Here is a 15,761-nt window from a genome sequence, read left to right as displayed (position 1 = left end):
AGATTCCCATGCGTCCCGTGCATGCCGCCCTGCTCGCCAGCCTCCTCGCCGGCACACTCCTCCTCTCCCTGCGTCAGGGCTTCGCCGACGACGAGCCGACGCCCACGCGCAAAACGCCGCCCGCCGTCGTCAGCGTCGCGCCCGCGGTGCGCGCCGAGTTCCGTCCGTACCACTGGACCCCGGGCAGCGTGGTCAGCCGCAACGATGCGCGGGTGGCGGCGGACGTGGCCGGTCGCGTACTGAGCAGTGTCGAAGTGGGCGCGCGCGTACGCGCCGGGCAGTCGCTCGCCGCGCTCGACGATGCCGCGCTGCGGCTGGAGGAGCGCGAAAGCGCATCATTGGTCGCCCGCGTACAGGCGCAGCTGGATCTGGCGCAGGCACAGGAACGGCGTTTCGCCACGCTGGCTGGACTACGCAGCGTGGCGCAAGCGCAATACGAGCAGCAGCGCGCCGATCGCGACGTGCTGGTGCAGGACCTGGCGCGCGCACGGGCCCAGCTGGAGCGCATCCGCCACCAGCGCTCGCGGATGCAGGTGCGCGCGCCGTTCGACGGCGTGGTCGCGCAACGCCTGGCGCAGCCGGGCGAATACCTGCAGCCGGGCGCGCCGGTCGCGCGCGTGGTCGACACCGGGGCACTGGAAGTGCGGACCCACGCGCCCGTGGCGCTGGTTCGCCACCTCGCACCGGGCGCGGCGGTACGCCTGCGCGATGGAGACGCGGAACGCGAGGCGCGCGTCAGCGCGCTGGTGCCGGTCGGCGACGAGGCTTCGCGCCAGGTGGAGCTGCGGATCGCGATCGACGCGGATGTATTGCCCGTGGGCAGCGCGTTGACCGTGGGCCTGCCGAGCGCACAACCGCGCAGCGTGGTGGCGGTGCCGCGCGATGCGCTCGTGCTGCGGCGCGAAGGCGACTTCGTGGTGCGCGCCAACGCGGCCAACAGAGCCGAACGCCTGCCGGTGCTGGCCGGCGACGAAATCGACGGCATGATCGAGGTCAGCGGGGACATCGCGCCCGGCGACCGCCTGGTGGTCCGCGGCGCGGAACGGATCGAGCCTGGCCAGGCGTTGAGCATCCAGCCGCTGGCGGACGCCGTCGCGCTGCGCTGACGCCGAGCGTGGATGACTCAGATCCTGGACACCTGCCACGACACCATCCTGCCGTCGCGGTACGGCATCACCCCGTGGAAGGCGCGCGGATCGTCGTCGAACACCAGTGGCAGGAAGTGGCGGTCGCCCTCCCACAGCGGCAGCTCCAGGATCCGCGCCACCTCCACCCATTCCAGTGTGCCTTCCGGGTTCGACGCGAACGGCTCGCCGCGGTAGCCCGTGATCACGAACACGAAGCCCAGCCAGTCCTCGCCATGCCTGCCGAAACCCGGCCAGCTGATCGTGCCGCGCAGCGACATCGCCTCGCAGTCGATTCCCGCTTCCTCGCAGATCTCCCGGCGCATGCCCGCGACCACGTCCTCGTCGGCTTCGAGCTTGCCGCCCAGGCCGTTGTACTTGCCGAGCTGGTGGTCGTCCGGGCGCGCGTTGCGATGGACCATCAGCACCTTGCGGCGATCCGCCGAGAGCACGTATCCCAGGGTGGCGACGATCGGGGTATAGGGCATGCGCGACGATCCTGCGGAGCACGAACCGCGCATGGTAACGGCGCGGGGCCTGCGCGGCGAACGGGACCGCGGACTCCATATTCAACGCGTCTACGAACCACGGGGGGGCAGGTCGCGTTTCACGCGTCGTCCCGATCCCACCGTCCCACGGACGCGTCATCCGGGGCGACGCTCCGGGAGTTCGCCCGATCAGAAGGAAGATATCGCACCCGCACGTACTCCCATACGAGCCGGCCCCTGCAGCAGCGTCTTCAGGCACGACCGGGAAACTCGGCGCACCCGGAAACGGCACGTTGTGAAAGACACGGCCCGGCAACTTCCGTCGCGGCTGAAGCCGCTCCTACAAGGGTGGCCTGCCGCGCTTGGCGCGGAAGTAGTTGCTCAGTCGGCGCCCGGCCTCGTCGCCCAACACCCCGCCCCGAACGGCGATGCGATGGTTGTGGCGCGGGTCCGCGATGAGGTCGAACACGCTGCCGCAGGCGCCGGTCTTGGGATCGGCGGCACCATAGACCAGGCGCGCGACCCGCGCGTGCACCAGCGCCATCGCGCACATCGCGCAGGGTTCGAGGCTCACGTACAGCGTACTTCCCACCAGCCGGTGATTGCCCAGTGCGATTCCTGCCGCGCGCATCGCGACGATCTCCGCGTGCGCCGTCGGATCATGGTCGGCGAGATTGCGGTTCCAGCCCTCGCCGAGCAGGCGGCCGTCCGCACCCACGAGCACAGCGCCGACGGGAATCTCGTCGAACTCGCGCTCGGCGCGCTCGGCCAGCGCGAACGCATGGCGCATCCAGCGCTCGTCGAGGCTGGCCCCGGCATCGTCCGGAGCGGAAGGACCGTCAGGCGATCCGTTCATGGTAGGCGTGCCCGTCACCAGCGCTGGTGGACGTGGGGCCGGATGTCCTCATCGTAGATGCGCGCGATCTCCTTCATCGTCGCATCGGCCAGCGCCGGGAGCTCCGCGGCGGCCAGATTGCCCAGGGCCTGCCGGGGATTGCGCGCGCCGGGGATGACCACGGTCACCGCTTCGTCCATCAGGATCCAGCGCAGCGCGAGCTGCGCCATGGTGGCGCCTTCCGGCACCAGCGGCCGCAGCTTCTCTACCGCGGCCAGACCGATCTCGTACGGCACGCCGGCGAAAGTCTCGCCGACGTCGAAGGCTTCGCCGTGGCGGTTGAAGCGGCGATGGTCGTCGGCCTCGAACTGCGTCTGCGCGTCGAACTTGCCGCTGAGCAGGCCGCTGGCCAGCGGCACGCGCACGACCACCGCCACGCCGCGGCGCTTCGCTTCGCGGAAGAACAGGTCGGCGGGCCGCTGACGGAACATGTTGTAGATGATCTGCACGCTCTGCACGCCCGGATATTCGATCGCCTTCAGCGCCTCTTCCACGCGCTCGACGCTCACGCCGTAGTGGCGCAGCTTGCCGCGCTCGACCAGCCGGTCCATGCGCTCGAAGATCTCCGGATGGTAGTAGGCGTCGGTCGGCGGGCAGTGCAACTGGACCAGGTCGAGGCAGTCGGTGCCGAGGTTCTGCAGGTTGCGGTCGACCCACGCTTCGAGGTTCGCCGCGCTGTATCCCTCCACGGCCTGGGTCGGCAGCCGCCGCCCCACCTTGGTGGCGATGAACGGGCGTTCGCCACCGCGCTCCTTCAGCACCCGCGCGATCAGGCGCTCGGAATGGCCGTCGCCGTAGACGTCGGCGGTATCGATGAAGTCGAGCCCGGCGTCGAGCGCCGCGTGCAGCGCGGCAACCGACTCGGCATCGTCCACCTTGCCCCAGGCCGCGCCGATGGCCCAGGCGCCGAAGCCGATCTCGCCGACGTGGCGGTCGGTGCGGCCGAAAGGTCTGGAGCGCATGCTGTTGTTCTCCGGTGCTGTCGCTGACGTGCTGCCAGACATGTCCCGCTCAGTCCGTGATCGGCCATCGGGGGATCGGTTCGGGTCCATTCCCATGGATTCTATCGTCTGCGGCGCAATCCGGACCTGCGCAAGCCCGAAATGAATCGCGATCGGCTGCCAGCACTTCGTTCCATGCGATTGCGGACACGAGAGGACTCGTCGTCTTGGGGATGGCACGCTACAGGCTAGGAAGCCCGGCGCTCTGCCCCATGCTGCCGCACCCTGATCGGCAGCATGCAGGTCGCTCCCGGTGTCGCGGCCGCTTCGCAGCGCGCCGCGGGCCGCGGGCCGTGGTGCGAGATCGCGTCATCGCGTTTCGTCGAACTTCACCGCAACCGCAGCCGGGTCAGCGACCGTAGGACCAGACCTGCGCTTCTCCGCCATGGCTCCTGACGCGCCAGAACGAACGCGAGAGCTGCTCGCGGCCGCGGGTACGACCGATCAGCATGTCGCCGAGCTTGGCCGTGCTCGTCGCCTCCACGGTCGCACTGCGGCCGTCGGCGGCGATCACGATCGACCTGATGTCGTAGCTGATATCGATGGTGACCAGGCCCCCGGTCTGTCCGGACATCTGCTCCATGAACCTCAGCATCTTCCGGCTCAGTTCACAGGACGCATGCCCGTCCAGCGTCGCTTTCCCCGGCTGTCCTTCGGAGCGGTCGACCACCTCGAGGTTGTAATCGTCGGCGATGCCCGCGCAGACGGCCTCCTCGTCGAAAGCACGCAAAGCCTCGAGCTGGCTCCGGTAATACTCCCGGACATGGGCCTCCTCGATCGTCCGCCCATTCTCGTGAGCCACCAGCGCAGCGATCGCCACCACGACCACGACCAACAGTTTCCCTACCATCCGCACTCCTCCCCTTGCACCCGATTCCGCTTCGCCCACCCCCGGGCGCGAGGCGATCCTACTCCCACTCGATCGTCGCGGGCGGCTTGCCCGAGATGTCGTAGACCACGCGCGAGATGCCGCGCAATTCGTTGATGATGCGGTTGGACACGGTGCCGAGGAAGTCGTAAGGCAGATGCGCCCAGTGCGCGGTCATGAAGTCGATGGTCTCCACCGCACGCAGCGCGATCACCCACTCGTAGGCGCGTGCGTCGCCGACCACGCCGACGGACTTCACCGGCAGGAACACCGCGAAGGCCTGGCTGGTCCTGTCGTACAGGTCGGCCTTGCGCAGTTCCTCGATGAAGATCGCGTCGGCCTTCGCCAGCAGCTCGGCGTACTCGCGCCGCACCTCGCCGAGGATACGCACGCCCAGGCCAGGGCCCGGGAACGGATGGCGGTAGACCATGGTGCGCGGCAGGCCGAGTTCGACCCCCAACCGACGCACCTCGTCCTTGAACAGCTCGCGCAGCGGCTCCACCAGGCCGAGCTTCATGTGCGCGGGCAGGCCGCCGACGTTGTGGTGGCTCTTGATCACGTGGGCCTTGCCGGTGCGGCTGCCGGCCGATTCGATCACATCGGGGTAGATCGTGCCCTGCGCCAGCCATTTCGCGTTGGCCAGCTTCGCCGATTCCTCCTCGAAGATCTCGACGAACAGGTTGCCGATGATCTTGCGCTTGGCCTCCGGATCGGCCACGCCCGCGAGCGCTTCGAAGTAACGGTCGGCGGCGTCCACGCGCACCACCCTGACGCCCATGTGCTCGGCGAACATCGCCATCACCTGGTCGCCTTCCTGCCAGCGCAGCAGGCCGGTGTCGACGAACACGCAGGTCAGCTGGTCGCCGATCGCCTTGTGCAACAGCGCGGCCACCACGGACGAGTCCACGCCGCCGGACAGGCCCAGCACCACCTCGTCCGAACCGACCTGCTCGCGGACGCGCGCGATCTGGTCGTCGATGATGTGGGCCGCGGTCCACAGCGTGGCGCAGCCGCACACGTCCACCGCGAAACGCCGCAGCAGCGTCTGCCCCTGCAGGGTGTGCGTGACTTCGGGATGGAACTGCACGCCGTACCAGCGCCGGTCCTCGTTCGCCATCGCGGCGACCGGGATGCGATCGGTGGCGGCGGTGATGGTGAATCCGGGCGGCACCTGCGAGACGTGGTCGCCATGGCTCATCCAGACGTTGAGCCGCGCCTTGCCCGGATGGTCGGTCAACCCCGAGAACAGCGCGTCCGGCGAGACGATCTCGACTTCGGCATGGCCGAACTCGCGCTGGTCCGCGGCCTCGGTGGCGCCGCCCAGCTGCGCCGCCATCGTCTGCATGCCGTAGCAGATGCCGAGCAGCGGCAGGCCGCAGTCGAACACTTCCCGGGGCGCGGCGGGCGCGCCCGGCAGCGTGGTCGATTCCGGGCCGCCGGAGAGGATGATGCCCTTCGGCGCGAACGTCGCGATCTCCGCCGGATCATGGTCCCAGGCCCAAATCTCGCAGTAGACCCCGAGTTCGCGGATGCGGCGCGCGATCAGTTGCGTGTACTGCGCGCCGAAGTCGAGGATCAGGATCTTGTCGCTGTGGATGTCGGTCATGCGGCGGGTTCGGATGGAATCGCGGGAGAAGTGGGGATCAACGTCTTGCCTCGGTCGCCATCCTGACCGCCAGGCCCGCCAGCACGGTGGCCATCAGCCAGCGCTGCATGCGGGCCCACGTCGGATGGCCCGCCAGCAGCGCCGCGACCGCACCGGCGCAGCACACGATGGCGGCGTTCACGGCGACGCTGATGGCGATCTGCGCCGTACCCAGCGCCAGCGTCTGGCCGAACACGTCGCCCTGCGCGGGATCGATGAACTGCGGCAGCAGCGACAGGTACATCACCGCGATCTTCGGATTGAGCAGGTTGGTGAGAAAGCCCATGGCGAACAGCCTGCGCGGGCTGTCGGCCCGCAGCGCCCTGACCTCGAACGGCGAACGCCCGCCCGGGCGGATCGCCTGCCAGGCCAGCCACAGCAGGTAGAGCGCACCCGCCAGCCTCAACGTGTCGTAGGCATACGGAACCGCCATGACCAGCGCGGTGATGCCGACCGCGGCGCACAGCATGTAGAACACGAACCCGAGCGCGACGCCAGCGAGCGACACCAGGCCGGCGTTGCGCCCCTGGCAGATCGATCGCGAGACCAGGTAGACCATGTTCGGACCGGGCGTCAGCACCATGCCCAACGCGATCAGGGAGAACGCGATCAGGCTCGACAGCTCTGGCATGGAGTCCCCTTCCCGGTATGGATCTGCCCGCGTCGACGGGCAGTGATCGATGGCGACGACGTGATGCTGCTGCGTGATGCTGCCGGATGGGCCGGTCTTCGCAGGCCGGGCGGTGCGCGCGAGCGAGCGCCTAGCTCATCCGGTAGTTCGGCGGCTCCTTGGTGATCTGCACATCATGGACGTGGCTTTCGCGCTGCCCGGCGCCGGAGACCTTCACGAATTGCGGCTTCCTGCGCATCTCCTCGATGCTCGCGCAGCCGACGTAGCCCATCGTCGCACGCAGGCCGCCGGCGAGCTGGTGCACCACGCCGCTGAGCGGCCCGCGGTACGGCACCCGGCCCTCGATGCCTTCGGGCACCAGCTTGTCGGCCTCGCTGGCATCCTGGAAATAGCGGTCCTTGCTGCCCTTCTCCATCGCCCCCAGCGAGCCCATGCCGCGGTAGCTCTTGTAGCTGCGGCCCTGGAACAGCTCGGTCTCGCCCGGCGATTCCTCGGTGCCGGCGAACAGGCCGCCGATCATGATCGTGGATGCGCCGGCCGCCAACGCCTTGCCCAGGTCGCCGGAATAGCGGATGCCGCCGTCGGCGATCAGCGGGATGCGGTCCTGCAGCGCCTCGGCCACCATCGACACCGCGGTCACCTGCGGCACACCGACGCCGGCGACCATGCGCGTGGTGCAGATCGAACCCGGTCCCACGCCGACCTTCACCGCGTCGGCACCGGCATCCATCAACGCCAGCGCGGCATCGCCGCTGACGATGTTGCCGGCGACCACCTGCAGATCCGGGAACGTCTTCTTGACCCAGGCCACGCGGTCGAGCACGCCCTGCGAATGGCCGTGCGCCGTGTCCACGACCACCACGTCCACCCCGGCGGCGACCAGCAGCTCGATGCGGTGTTCGGTGTCGCCGCCCACGCCGACCGCGGCGCCGACCAGCAGTTGCTCGTCGGCGTCGTAGGCGGCGTTGGGGTTGTCGGACTTCTTCTGGATGTCCTTGACCGTGATCAGTCCACGCAGCTCGAAGGCATCGTTGACCACCAGCACCTTCTCGATGCGGTGCCTGTGCAGCAGGCCGATGACCTCGTCGTCGCTGGCGCCTTCGCGCACCGTGACCAGGCGGTCCTTCTTGGTCATGATGTTGCGGACCGGATCGTCGAGCTTCTTCTCGAAGCGCATGTCGCGGCCGGTGACGATGCCGACCAGGCGGCCTTCGTCGACCACCGGCACGCCGGAGATGCGGCGCGCACGGGTGAGCTTGAGCACCTCGCCGATGGTGGTCTCGGGGCTGACCGTGAACGGCTCGCGGATCACCCCGGCCTCGAAGTTCTTGACCTGCTGCACCTCGGCGGCCTGGCGTTCGGCGGACAGGTTCTTGTGGACGATGCCGATGCCGCCGAGCTGGGCCATGGCGATGGCCAGCCGGGCTTCGGTCACGGTGTCCATCGCCGCCGAGACGATCGGCAGGTTCAGGCGCAGGGATTTCGTGAGCCGGGTGGCGAGCGAGACGTCCTTGGGCAGGACGGTGGAATGCGCGGGGACGAGGGAAACGTCGTCGTACGTCAGTGCTTCAGCCTGGATGCGGAGCATCGGCAGTCCCGGGATCGGTGGGGAAGCGCGGCATTATACCGCGCCGCCACGGCAACCGGATGCCCGGATCAGCCCTCTCCCGCCCCGGCCGGCACCAGCCGCAGCAGGCGGCCGGCATCCTCGTCGGTGACCAGGTACACCGCACCGTCGGGCCCCACGCGCACGTCGCGCATGCGCTGGCCCAGTTCCGCGAGCAGCACCTCCTGCCGCCCCGGAACGCCGTCGACCAGCTCCACCCGGCGCAGGCTCTCCTCCGCCAGCGCGGCCACCAGCAGGCTGCCGCGCCACTGCGGGAACAGCCCGGCGTCGTAGAACGCGAGCCCGGCGGGCGCGATCGACGGCGTCCACTGCCACAGCGGCTGTTCCATGCCCTCGCGCTCGGTGAACGGCGAGATCAGGGCGCGGCTGTAGTCGCGGCCGTAGGTGATCACCGGCCAGCCGTAGTTGCGGCCGGGCCGGATCAGGTTGATCTCGTCTCCGCCGCGCGGGCCGTGCTCGTGCGCGTAGAGCTGGCCGTCGACCAGCACAAGTCCCTGCACGTGGCGATGCCCATAGCTGTAGATCTCGGGAAGCGCGCCGTCGCGGCCGACGAACGGGTTGTCCTGCGGCACGCTGCCGTCGGCATTGATGCGCACGATGCTGCCCATGTGGCTGTCGAGCTTCTGCGGCTCCTCGCGGAAGAAGAACCCGTCGCCCAGGCTGAGCAGCAGGGTCCCGTCCGGCATCCACAGCATCCGCCCGCCGGCATGCGCGTCGCCCGATTTCGCCGGCGTGGTGGTGAAGACCGGCTCGACCTCGCTCAGGCTGCGTCCATCGAACACGGCGCGCACGATCCGGGTGTGGTTGGCGTCGTCGGTGCCGTGCGCGAACGACAGGTAGAGCACGCCGCTGTCGGCGAAATCCTGCGCCGGCAGCACTTCGAACAGGCCGGCCTGCCCCGAGTTGAACACCGGCGGCACGCCGGCGACAGGTTCGTCGACGAGCCTGCCGTTCTCGATCACGCGCAGGCGTCCGGGATGTTCCGTCACCAGCATCCGACCATCGGGCAGGAACGCGATCGACCACGGCTTCTCCAGGCCGGTGGCGACGGTTTCGACGCGGTAGTCCTGCGCCATCGCGGGTGCCGGGAAAAGGATTGCGAGGGCCAGCACTGCGCACAACGGAAACAAGAGCCATTGCCTCGCGAAGTTTCCTCCCTCCGCGGCGCCAGGGATCTTCGCGGATTCACTCGCATTCGTGCGTACTGCAATCGGGTTTGTCATCACCGGACCTCCACCGTGTCCGCGGGAGAATGGTCGAGCGGGATACGTTGCGTGCGAACTCGCTTCGACTCCGCAATTTCCTCACAATGCCGGAGACGCCACCGTGAAGAACAACGGCAACCAGTGGCTTCGCGCACTGCCGGCTTTCGTGGTCGCGATCATCTCCGCGACGGTGTGGGCGTCGCTGGTGCAGTCGCACTACAACCTGCAGGCGCTGGCGTCGCTCGGCGTCGATGTGAACCAGGTGCGTGCGTCCACCATGGCGCGCGACGTCTTCAGCGGTTTCACCCCGACCTATGGCGGTTACATCGCGGCGCCCGCACTGCTGGTGGCCTTCGCGGTGGCGTGGTTCGTTGCGCGCAGCGTCCCTGCCGCGCGGCTGGCGCTGTTCGTCGTGGGCGGGTATCTGGCGATCCTCGCCGCGATTCCGCTGGTCAACCACCTCTCGCCGGTGGCCTTGCTGGTCGGCGCGAGCCGGGATGCCAGCGCCAACTTCTGGATGGCGGGGGGCGGCGCGCTCGCCGGACTGCTGTTCGCGCTGATGACCCGCAACCTCGCGTCACCTGCCGGATCGCGCATCGATCCCCATGCACCCCTTCGGGAGAAGGACGTGCGGGCGGGCCGGGTTGCAGGCGGTTGACGCGCGCCCGGTCCGGCCTCGAGGCGGCCTGCGCTCAGCGCACCCGCCTGCCGGGCCTGCGCAGTTCCCGCGCAAGCAGCCATAGCGCGCCCGCCAGGTACGGCAGGCTCGCCGGCACCCACATCACGAGTCCGGCGAGCTGTTGGTCGACCAGCGCGTCGATGCCCACCTGCGGCGCACGTTCGGCGTAGAACGGATACAGGACCCGGCCCGAGAAGGTCAACAGAGCGCCGACGAAGCCCATCTGCATCATGACCACCACGACCGCCACGGTACCCGCCAGCGCGCCACGCGCATCGTCGCGCAGGCGCTGCCACAGCAGCGTCCAGAGCCAGAGGCCGGCGAGCAGGAAGCTGGCATGCATCATCCAGTGCACGGCCTCGCTGCGCAGCGCGAGCGAGAGCGCCGCCGGCACGTGCCAGCCCGCCATGACCGCGACGTTCGCGGCCGTGGCCGCCGCCAGCGACTGTACGACGCGAGTCCGCCCGGCCATCGACAGCCGATGCAACGCGCGCGACCACCGCGGCGGCAGCGCGGCGGCCAGGGCGGCCCACGGTCGTGCGGCCAGCAGCAGTGGCGGCGCCACCGCCAGCAGCAGCATGTGCTGGGCCATGTGCGCCGCCAGCGACCATTCCCCGAGCGCATCGAAGGGCCAGACCGTCGCCAGCAGCAGTGCAAGCAGCCCGGCAAGGGACGCGCCGACTTCCACCCGGCTTATCCCCCGTCCTGCGTGGCCACCCCGCCACAGCCGCCAGACGCCAGTCGCGTACGCAGTGGCGAAGACCAGCAGCGGCACCAGGCCCCACGGCGACAGCGTCCAGGCGGAATGCCACTCCGGTGGTCCGTCCGTCACGCTGTGCGCGGCCGCCGACGCCGGCGCCAGCGAGGCGGACGCGACGATCGCGGCGACGCGCGTGCGTGCGGGCATTCGCGTACCCGGCATGGAGGCGGTCGCGTGCTGTTCTGGCTGAAGGTCGCCCACATCGCCGCGATGGCGGTCTGGTTCACCGGGCTGTTCCTGCTCGCACGCCTGTTCTCGGCGCGCGTGCGCGGCACGCGCGACGGGCGCGCGGACTTCTTCAATCCCGTGGCCAATCGCCTCTTTTTCCGGATCGCCACGCCGGCGGGCGTGCTCACGATCGCGTTCGGCATGGGCCTGATCCCGTGGATCGAGCCCAGCGGATGGCTGGTGGCCAAGCTCGGGCTGGTGACCGGGCTGGTACTGCTGCACCTGTGGCTGGGCGTGCACCTTTACGCACTGGGGCGCGGCCGCCGCGCACGCGGCGCCTTCCTGCTGCCCCGGTTGCTGGGCTGGGCACCGCTGGTGCTGCTGCTCGCGATCGCCGCGCTCACCGGGGCCAAGCCGCGCAGCGTCGGCGACCTGCCGCCGCCGGGCACGGCGACCGCTACCGGCGAGCCTCATTCCTCGAGCGCCTCGTCGTCGGCGTCCGACGGATCCGAGCGCGGGCGGTGGCCGTAGACGCCGATGCCGTGGCCGAAGGTCAACGTGCCGCCGAGCCAGCCCACCACCACCACCATCAGCAGCGTCAACGCCGACTGCAACAGCGCCCAGGGCCAGACCGCGGCCGGATCCGCGGCACGCAGCCACACGCCCAGCGCCGCGAGCGCCAGCAGCATGACCCCCGCGACGAAGTGGTTCCAGACCGAGACGTGCCGCCGCGCCACGCGGATCAGGAACATGTCGCAGATGCCCACCGCGGCCGCCAGCAGGCCCATGCCGAGCCCGACGACGTTGAGCCACCAGGCCGCCTGCGCCCAGAACCCGTCGTCGCTCCACAGGTATGCCACGTCCGCGGGCAGGATCAGGCTCAGGCAGGTCACCGGGTACACGACGAGGATCGGATGCAGCGGATGGCGCTTGATCGCCATGCGGCTGGCCACCGTCGGACTGCGTTGCTCGGGCACCGGTTGTTGGAGCGTCTTGCGCATGGATCAGCCCCGGTCGCAGGGAAGCAGGAGGAACATCGGAAGCGAGGTGAATGCGATCGCCAGCGCCGCCAGCAGCGACAGGATCGCCACCAGCCGGGCCACGAAGCGCGTCTCGCCGGCATCGCCCGCCGCGCGCAGCCGCCGCCAGGCGTGCGTGCCGATCCAAGCCACGGCGGCGAACGCCAGCGCGGTCGACGCGCCCATGGCGATCCGGGTCGAGCCGTCCGCCCAGCCGCGTGCGCAGCCCAGGCCCTGGAGGATGTAGACCGCTGCGAAATGCAGCGCCCATGCCGCCATCGGCGCGGCGATCCAGCTGAAACGACGCGGCCGCGGGGTCGTCGGAGTCATTGCAGCACCGGGAACAGGTGGACCACGCCCCATCCGATCGCCGCCTGCGCCAGCGCGTAGCGCAGGAATGCATGCGCGACCCGCCATTCGAGGTCGCGCTCGACGTCCACATGGCCCCGCGCCACCCGCGCGGCGACGTGCCCGCACAGCAGCGACGCGACCGCCATGTGCGCGGCGCAGTAACCTGCCAGCGTCCACGCCACCGCCGCGTACGCATGAGACTGCGGCGCGCCCACCACGCCGGCCAGCGCGGCCGGGTGCAGGCACGCGAACGCAGCCGCCGCCGTCGCGGCCAGGCCCATGGCCACGACGGCGTGTCGCACGCGACCCGCGTGCACGGCGCGCGTCGCGCGCCATCCCGCCAGCCCTGCCACGGCCAGCAGCGCCAGCGGCCAGGCCTGCGCAACGCCCAGAACGGCCGACCCCTGCCCGGGCGGCGGCCAGGTTTCCGACCCGAGCCACAGGTAGAAGTAGGCGAACACCAGCGACGCGAACAGCGAACCGACGATCAGCAGCGTCGCCACCACCGCCCACCAGCCCGGCGCGTTGCGGCTGGCGTACTGCGAGGCCAGCCGGGTGCCCTGCCCCGCGTCCGCGCGCGCCGGTGCGTGGCGATGGCCCGTGGTCCATGCCCATGCGACGAACAGCGCCAGCAGCGGTGGCAGGCAGGCGGCAGAGAGCAGGTAGTGTCCCGAAATGAACAACGCCAGCAGCAGCGTGATCACCAGCGCGCAGGCCAGCGGCAGCCATGACGACCCCGACAGGAATACCACCTGCTCCGGACGCGCCGACACCAGCCCCGTGCCGAGCAGCTCGCGGCGCCCGCTCGCGGGGTTGCCCAGCCAGCCGTCGGTACGCGCGCAGCGCGCCGCAAGCCCGCGGTCGCCCCAGAGCGGATACAGGTCCGTCACCACCGGGATCGATGCGAAGTTGTAGTTCGGCACCGGCACCGGCAAGGCCCATTCGAGCGTGCCGGCGCGCCAGGGGTTGGCGCGGCCGCGACGTCCGTGCACGAAGCACAGCGCGGCATCCACCAGGATCGCCACGATGCCCACCGCCAGCACGAACCCCGCCGCCGTCGACAGCAGGTTGAGCCACTCCACGCCCAGCTCCGGCGAGTAGGTGTAGACGCGCCGCGGCATCCCCAGCAGCCCGGTCAGGTGCATCGGCAGGAAGGTCAGGTTGAAGCCGATGAACACCAGCCAGAACGCCATGCGGCTGGTGCTCTCCGACGGCATCCGCCCGCTCGCCAGCGGCAGCCAGTAGTACAGGCCCGCGAACAGCGGGAACATCATCCCGCCGATCAGCACGTAGTGCAGGTGCGCGACCACGAAGTGGGTGTCGTGCGCCTGCCAGTCGAACGGCACGAAGGCCAGCATCACCCCGGTCAGCCCGCCGAGCACGAACACCACGAAGAAGCCGAAGATGTGCAGCATCGGCAGCCGCAGCCAGGGCCGCCCCGACCACAGCGTCGCGATCCAGGCGAATACCTGGATCGCGGTGGGGATCGCCACCGCCATGCTCGCCGCGCTGAAGAACCCCAGCGCCAGCAGCGGGATGCCGACCGCGAACATGTGGTGCACCCACAACCCGAAGCTGAGGAAGCCGGTGGCCACCAGCGCCAGCACGATCCACGAATAGCCCACCACCGGGCGCCGCGCGAAGGTCGGGACCACCATCGACACCATGCCCGCCGCCGGCAGGAAGATGATGTACACCTCGGGATGCCCGAACAGCCAGAACAGGTGCTGCCACAGCAACGGGTCGCCACCGAGCGCGGGGTCGAAGAACACGAAGCCGAACGCCCGCTGCAGTTCGAGCAGGATGCTGGCCATGATCAGCGGCGGGAACCCGAGCGCGATCATGAAGGCCGTCACCAGGATCGCCCAGGCGAACAGCGGCATCTTCCGGATGTCCATGCCTGGCGCCCGAGTGACCAGCACCGCCACGATCAGTTCCACCGCCGCCGTCACCGCCGCGATCTCGGCGAAGGTCACGCCGATCAGCCAGAAATCGGGGCCCTTGCCGGGCGAGAACGTGGCGTCGGTCAACGGCACGTACATGAACCAGCCGCCATCGGGCGCCGCGTCGAACAGCAGGCTCGAATACAGGAACAGCCCACCGAACAGATAGCACCACCAGCCGAACGCGCTCAGCCGCGGGAACGGCAGGTCGCGCGCGCCGATCATCTTCGGCAGCAGGTACATCGCGAAGCCTTCCATGATCGGCACCGCGAACAGGAACATCATGGTCGTGCCGTGCAGGGTCACGAACTGGGCGTAGCGCGCCGGGTCGAGCACCTCCGCATCGAACCAGGCCAGCTGCAGGCGGATGAACATCGACAGCAGGCCGCCCACCAGCAGGAAGGCGAAGCCGGTGACGATGAAGCGCACCGCGATCGTGCCGTGGTTGACCGCGGTCAGCTGGCCGGCGAGCCCGGGACCGTTGGCCCAGATGCGCGCCAGCGCATCGAGGCGCCGCGCATTCTCTCCGGCGTCGATCGGCCGCGCGTCGCTCGGCTTGCGGCTCACCGCGCCGCCCCGCCATCGGCTGCGACCGCGTTCTCACGCAGCCAGGCCCGGTATGCGCGCGCGTCCAGCACGTCGACGCGGAACGCCATCCGCGCGTGCTCCAGCCCGCAGAATTCGGCGCACTGCCCGCGCATCGGGACGGCGCGGTCCGCGCGCAGGCGCAGCAGGTTGGTGCGGCCGGGGATCGCATCGACCTTGCCGCCCAGGCGCGGGATCCAGAAGCTGTGGATCACGTCTATGCTCTCGATGTGGAACTCGACCATCTCGCCCAGCGGCAAGGCCAGCCGGTCGACCGACGCCGCGCGCGCGATGCCGTCGCGGTCGAGGTACTCGAATTCCCAATGCCACTGGCGCGCGGTGACGCGCACCACGTGGGCGGCATCCTCGCCACGCCCGGTCACCCGGTCGCTCGCCAGCGTGCCGTACACCAGCAATGCCGCCAGCAGCACGGTCGGCAGCACCACGCCGCCGCCGACGATCAGCTGCGTGCCCGCGCGCGGTGTCAACGCGCGTCCGGGTCGCATCGCCAGCAGCGCCAGCACCACCACCATGGCCCAGGCGGCGCTCCCGGCGCCGAACATCAACCACCAGCTGGTGGCGATGGCGTCCGCCGCGGGTCCGGCCGGGTCGAGCGCGGACTGCGGCCCGCGGCAGGCGGTCGCCAGGGGTGCGGCGGGTGCCGCGCAGGCCGGCCAGCGGATTGCGCGCCAGTGAGCGACGATGATTCCTGTCCTCCGGGGTAGCGGCGTGGCTGCGGACATGCGCAGGAAGCGCCAGTCTGGCGCGGCCG

Annotated in this window: 16 protein-coding genes; 3 read left to right on the top strand and 13 right to left on the bottom strand. The window is 70.0% G+C overall.

All coding sequences use genetic code 11. The features are described 5' to 3' along the window. The first annotated feature begins 8 nt into the window (after positions 1-8). The gene (locus tag JMO03_RS15775) at positions 9-1,106 is read left to right on the top strand and encodes an efflux RND transporter periplasmic adaptor subunit (RefSeq protein ID WP_202844700.1); all 1,098 of its coding nucleotides are present in this window, start codon (positions 9-11) and stop codon (positions 1,104-1,106) included. A gap of 17 nt (positions 1,107-1,123) precedes the next feature. Here JMO03_RS15775 and JMO03_RS15770 read toward each other — a convergent pair whose 3' ends face one another. From JMO03_RS15770 to JMO03_RS15735, 8 genes are all read right to left on the bottom strand, one after another. After that, positions 1,124-1,612, bottom strand: a complete 489-nt coding sequence (locus JMO03_RS15770; protein WP_202844699.1) for an NUDIX hydrolase — start codon at positions 1,610-1,612, stop codon at positions 1,124-1,126. 340 nt (positions 1,613-1,952) lie between these two features. Next, entirely contained in the window at positions 1,953-2,468 is a 516-nt protein-coding gene (tadA, locus tag JMO03_RS15765; protein WP_202844698.1) for a tRNA adenosine(34) deaminase TadA, read from the bottom strand. Positions 2,469-2,482: 14 nt separating this feature from the next. Continuing rightward, on the bottom strand, positions 2,483-3,469 hold the full coding sequence (locus JMO03_RS15760) for an aldo/keto reductase (protein WP_202844697.1): 987 nt from the start codon (positions 3,467-3,469) through the stop codon (positions 2,483-2,485). Positions 3,470-3,857: 388 nt separating this feature from the next. Next, positions 3,858-4,358 carry a hypothetical protein gene (locus tag JMO03_RS15755; RefSeq protein WP_202844696.1) on the bottom strand — a complete coding sequence of 167 codons (501 nt, stop codon included), beginning with the start codon at positions 4,356-4,358 and terminating at the stop codon, positions 3,858-3,860. Positions 4,359-4,416: 58 nt separating this feature from the next. Beyond that, entirely contained in the window at positions 4,417-5,982 is a 1,566-nt protein-coding gene (guaA, locus tag JMO03_RS15750; RefSeq protein WP_202844695.1) for a glutamine-hydrolyzing GMP synthase, read from the bottom strand. A gap of 37 nt (positions 5,983-6,019) precedes the next feature. Beyond that, on the bottom strand, positions 6,020-6,652 hold the full coding sequence (locus JMO03_RS15745) for a LysE family translocator (RefSeq protein ID WP_202844694.1): 633 nt from the start codon (positions 6,650-6,652) through the stop codon (positions 6,020-6,022). Positions 6,653-6,782: 130 nt separating this feature from the next. After that, positions 6,783-8,240 (bottom strand): IMP dehydrogenase, encoded by a 1,458-nt coding sequence (gene guaB / locus JMO03_RS15740; protein WP_202844693.1) that lies wholly within the window; start codon positions 8,238-8,240, stop codon positions 6,783-6,785. A 68-nt stretch (positions 8,241-8,308) separates the two neighbouring features. Continuing rightward, positions 8,309-9,391 carry a PQQ-dependent sugar dehydrogenase gene (locus tag JMO03_RS15735; protein WP_202844692.1) on the bottom strand — a complete coding sequence of 361 codons (1,083 nt, stop codon included), beginning with the start codon at positions 9,389-9,391 and terminating at the stop codon, positions 8,309-8,311. A gap of 214 nt (positions 9,392-9,605) precedes the next feature. On the opposite strand from JMO03_RS15735, the gene JMO03_RS15730 reads away from it, so the two are divergent. Further along, positions 9,606-10,142, top strand: a complete 537-nt coding sequence (locus JMO03_RS15730) for a hypothetical protein (RefSeq protein WP_202844691.1) — start codon at positions 9,606-9,608, stop codon at positions 10,140-10,142. A gap of 34 nt (positions 10,143-10,176) precedes the next feature. Here JMO03_RS15730 and JMO03_RS15725 read toward each other — a convergent pair whose 3' ends face one another. Continuing rightward, the gene (locus tag JMO03_RS15725; RefSeq protein WP_202844690.1) at positions 10,177-11,070 is read right to left on the bottom strand and encodes a cytochrome c oxidase assembly protein; all 894 of its coding nucleotides are present in this window, start codon (positions 11,068-11,070) and stop codon (positions 10,177-10,179) included. Between the two features lie 27 nt (positions 11,071-11,097). Here JMO03_RS15725 and JMO03_RS15720 point away from each other — a divergent pair, with 27 nt between their 5' ends. Continuing rightward, a complete protein-coding gene (locus tag JMO03_RS15720) occupies positions 11,098-11,622 on the top strand; it encodes a CopD family protein (RefSeq protein WP_337926433.1) in 525 nt (174 codons plus the stop codon). Here the strand turns inward: JMO03_RS15720 and JMO03_RS15715 are convergent. The 4 genes from JMO03_RS15715 to JMO03_RS15700 are packed head-to-tail and all read right to left on the bottom strand — an operon-like array spanning position 11,562 to position 15,732. Further along, complete coding sequence (locus JMO03_RS15715) at positions 11,562-12,092, bottom strand: DUF2231 domain-containing protein (protein WP_202844688.1); 531 nt, start codon at positions 12,090-12,092, stop codon at positions 11,562-11,564. The genes JMO03_RS15720 and JMO03_RS15715 overlap by 61 nt on opposite strands. A gap of 3 nt (positions 12,093-12,095) precedes the next feature. Next, the gene (locus JMO03_RS15710) at positions 12,096-12,440 is read right to left on the bottom strand and encodes a hypothetical protein (RefSeq protein ID WP_202844687.1); all 345 of its coding nucleotides are present in this window, start codon (positions 12,438-12,440) and stop codon (positions 12,096-12,098) included. After that, the gene (gene ctaD / locus JMO03_RS15705; RefSeq protein ID WP_337926432.1) at positions 12,437-14,971 is read right to left on the bottom strand and encodes a cytochrome c oxidase subunit I; all 2,535 of its coding nucleotides are present in this window, start codon (positions 14,969-14,971) and stop codon (positions 12,437-12,439) included. Before ctaD ends, JMO03_RS15710 begins: the two co-directional genes overlap by 4 nt. Further along, entirely contained in the window at positions 14,968-15,732 is a 765-nt protein-coding gene (locus JMO03_RS15700) for a cytochrome c oxidase subunit II (protein ID WP_202844686.1), read from the bottom strand. Before JMO03_RS15700 ends, ctaD begins: the two co-directional genes overlap by 4 nt. Positions 15,733-15,761 lie beyond the last annotated feature (29 nt).

Origin of the sequence: Luteimonas saliphila (assembly GCF_016774335.1) — a bacterium.
GTDB classification, from domain to species: Bacteria; Pseudomonadota; Gammaproteobacteria; order Xanthomonadales; family Xanthomonadaceae; genus Luteimonas; species Luteimonas saliphila.
Note: the sequence above shows the minus strand (reverse complement) of the source record. Positions and strands in the feature narration are given on the sequence as shown.

Excerpts from the sequence above, each read along its gene's own strand:
- JMO03_RS15775 (WP_202844700.1), top strand. The coding sequence starts at position 9 with ATGCGTCCCGTGCATGCCGCCCTGCTCGCCAGCCTCCTCGCCGGCACA.
- JMO03_RS15770 (WP_202844699.1), bottom strand. The coding sequence starts at position 1,612 with ATGCCCTATACCCCGATCGTCGCCACCCTGGGATACGTGCTCTCGGCG.
- tadA (WP_202844698.1), bottom strand. The coding sequence starts at position 2,468 with ATGAACGGATCGCCTGACGGTCCTTCCGCTCCGGACGATGCCGGGGCC.
- JMO03_RS15760 (WP_202844697.1), bottom strand. The coding sequence starts at position 3,469 with ATGCGCTCCAGACCTTTCGGCCGCACCGACCGCCACGTCGGCGAGATC.
- JMO03_RS15755 (WP_202844696.1), bottom strand. The coding sequence starts at position 4,358 with ATGGTAGGGAAACTGTTGGTCGTGGTCGTGGTGGCGATCGCTGCGCTG.
- guaA (WP_202844695.1), bottom strand. The coding sequence starts at position 5,982 with ATGACCGACATCCACAGCGACAAGATCCTGATCCTCGACTTCGGCGCG.
- JMO03_RS15745 (WP_202844694.1), bottom strand. The coding sequence starts at position 6,652 with ATGCCAGAGCTGTCGAGCCTGATCGCGTTCTCCCTGATCGCGTTGGGC.
- guaB (WP_202844693.1), bottom strand. The coding sequence starts at position 8,240 with ATGCTCCGCATCCAGGCTGAAGCACTGACGTACGACGACGTTTCCCTC.
- JMO03_RS15725 (WP_202844690.1), bottom strand. The coding sequence starts at position 11,070 with ATGCCCGCACGCACGCGCGTCGCCGCGATCGTCGCGTCCGCCTCGCTG.
- JMO03_RS15715 (WP_202844688.1), bottom strand. The coding sequence starts at position 12,092 with ATGCGCAAGACGCTCCAACAACCGGTGCCCGAGCAACGCAGTCCGACG.
- JMO03_RS15710 (WP_202844687.1), bottom strand. The coding sequence starts at position 12,440 with ATGACTCCGACGACCCCGCGGCCGCGTCGTTTCAGCTGGATCGCCGCG.
- JMO03_RS15700 (WP_202844686.1), bottom strand. The coding sequence starts at position 15,732 with ATGTCCGCAGCCACGCCGCTACCCCGGAGGACAGGAATCATCGTCGCT.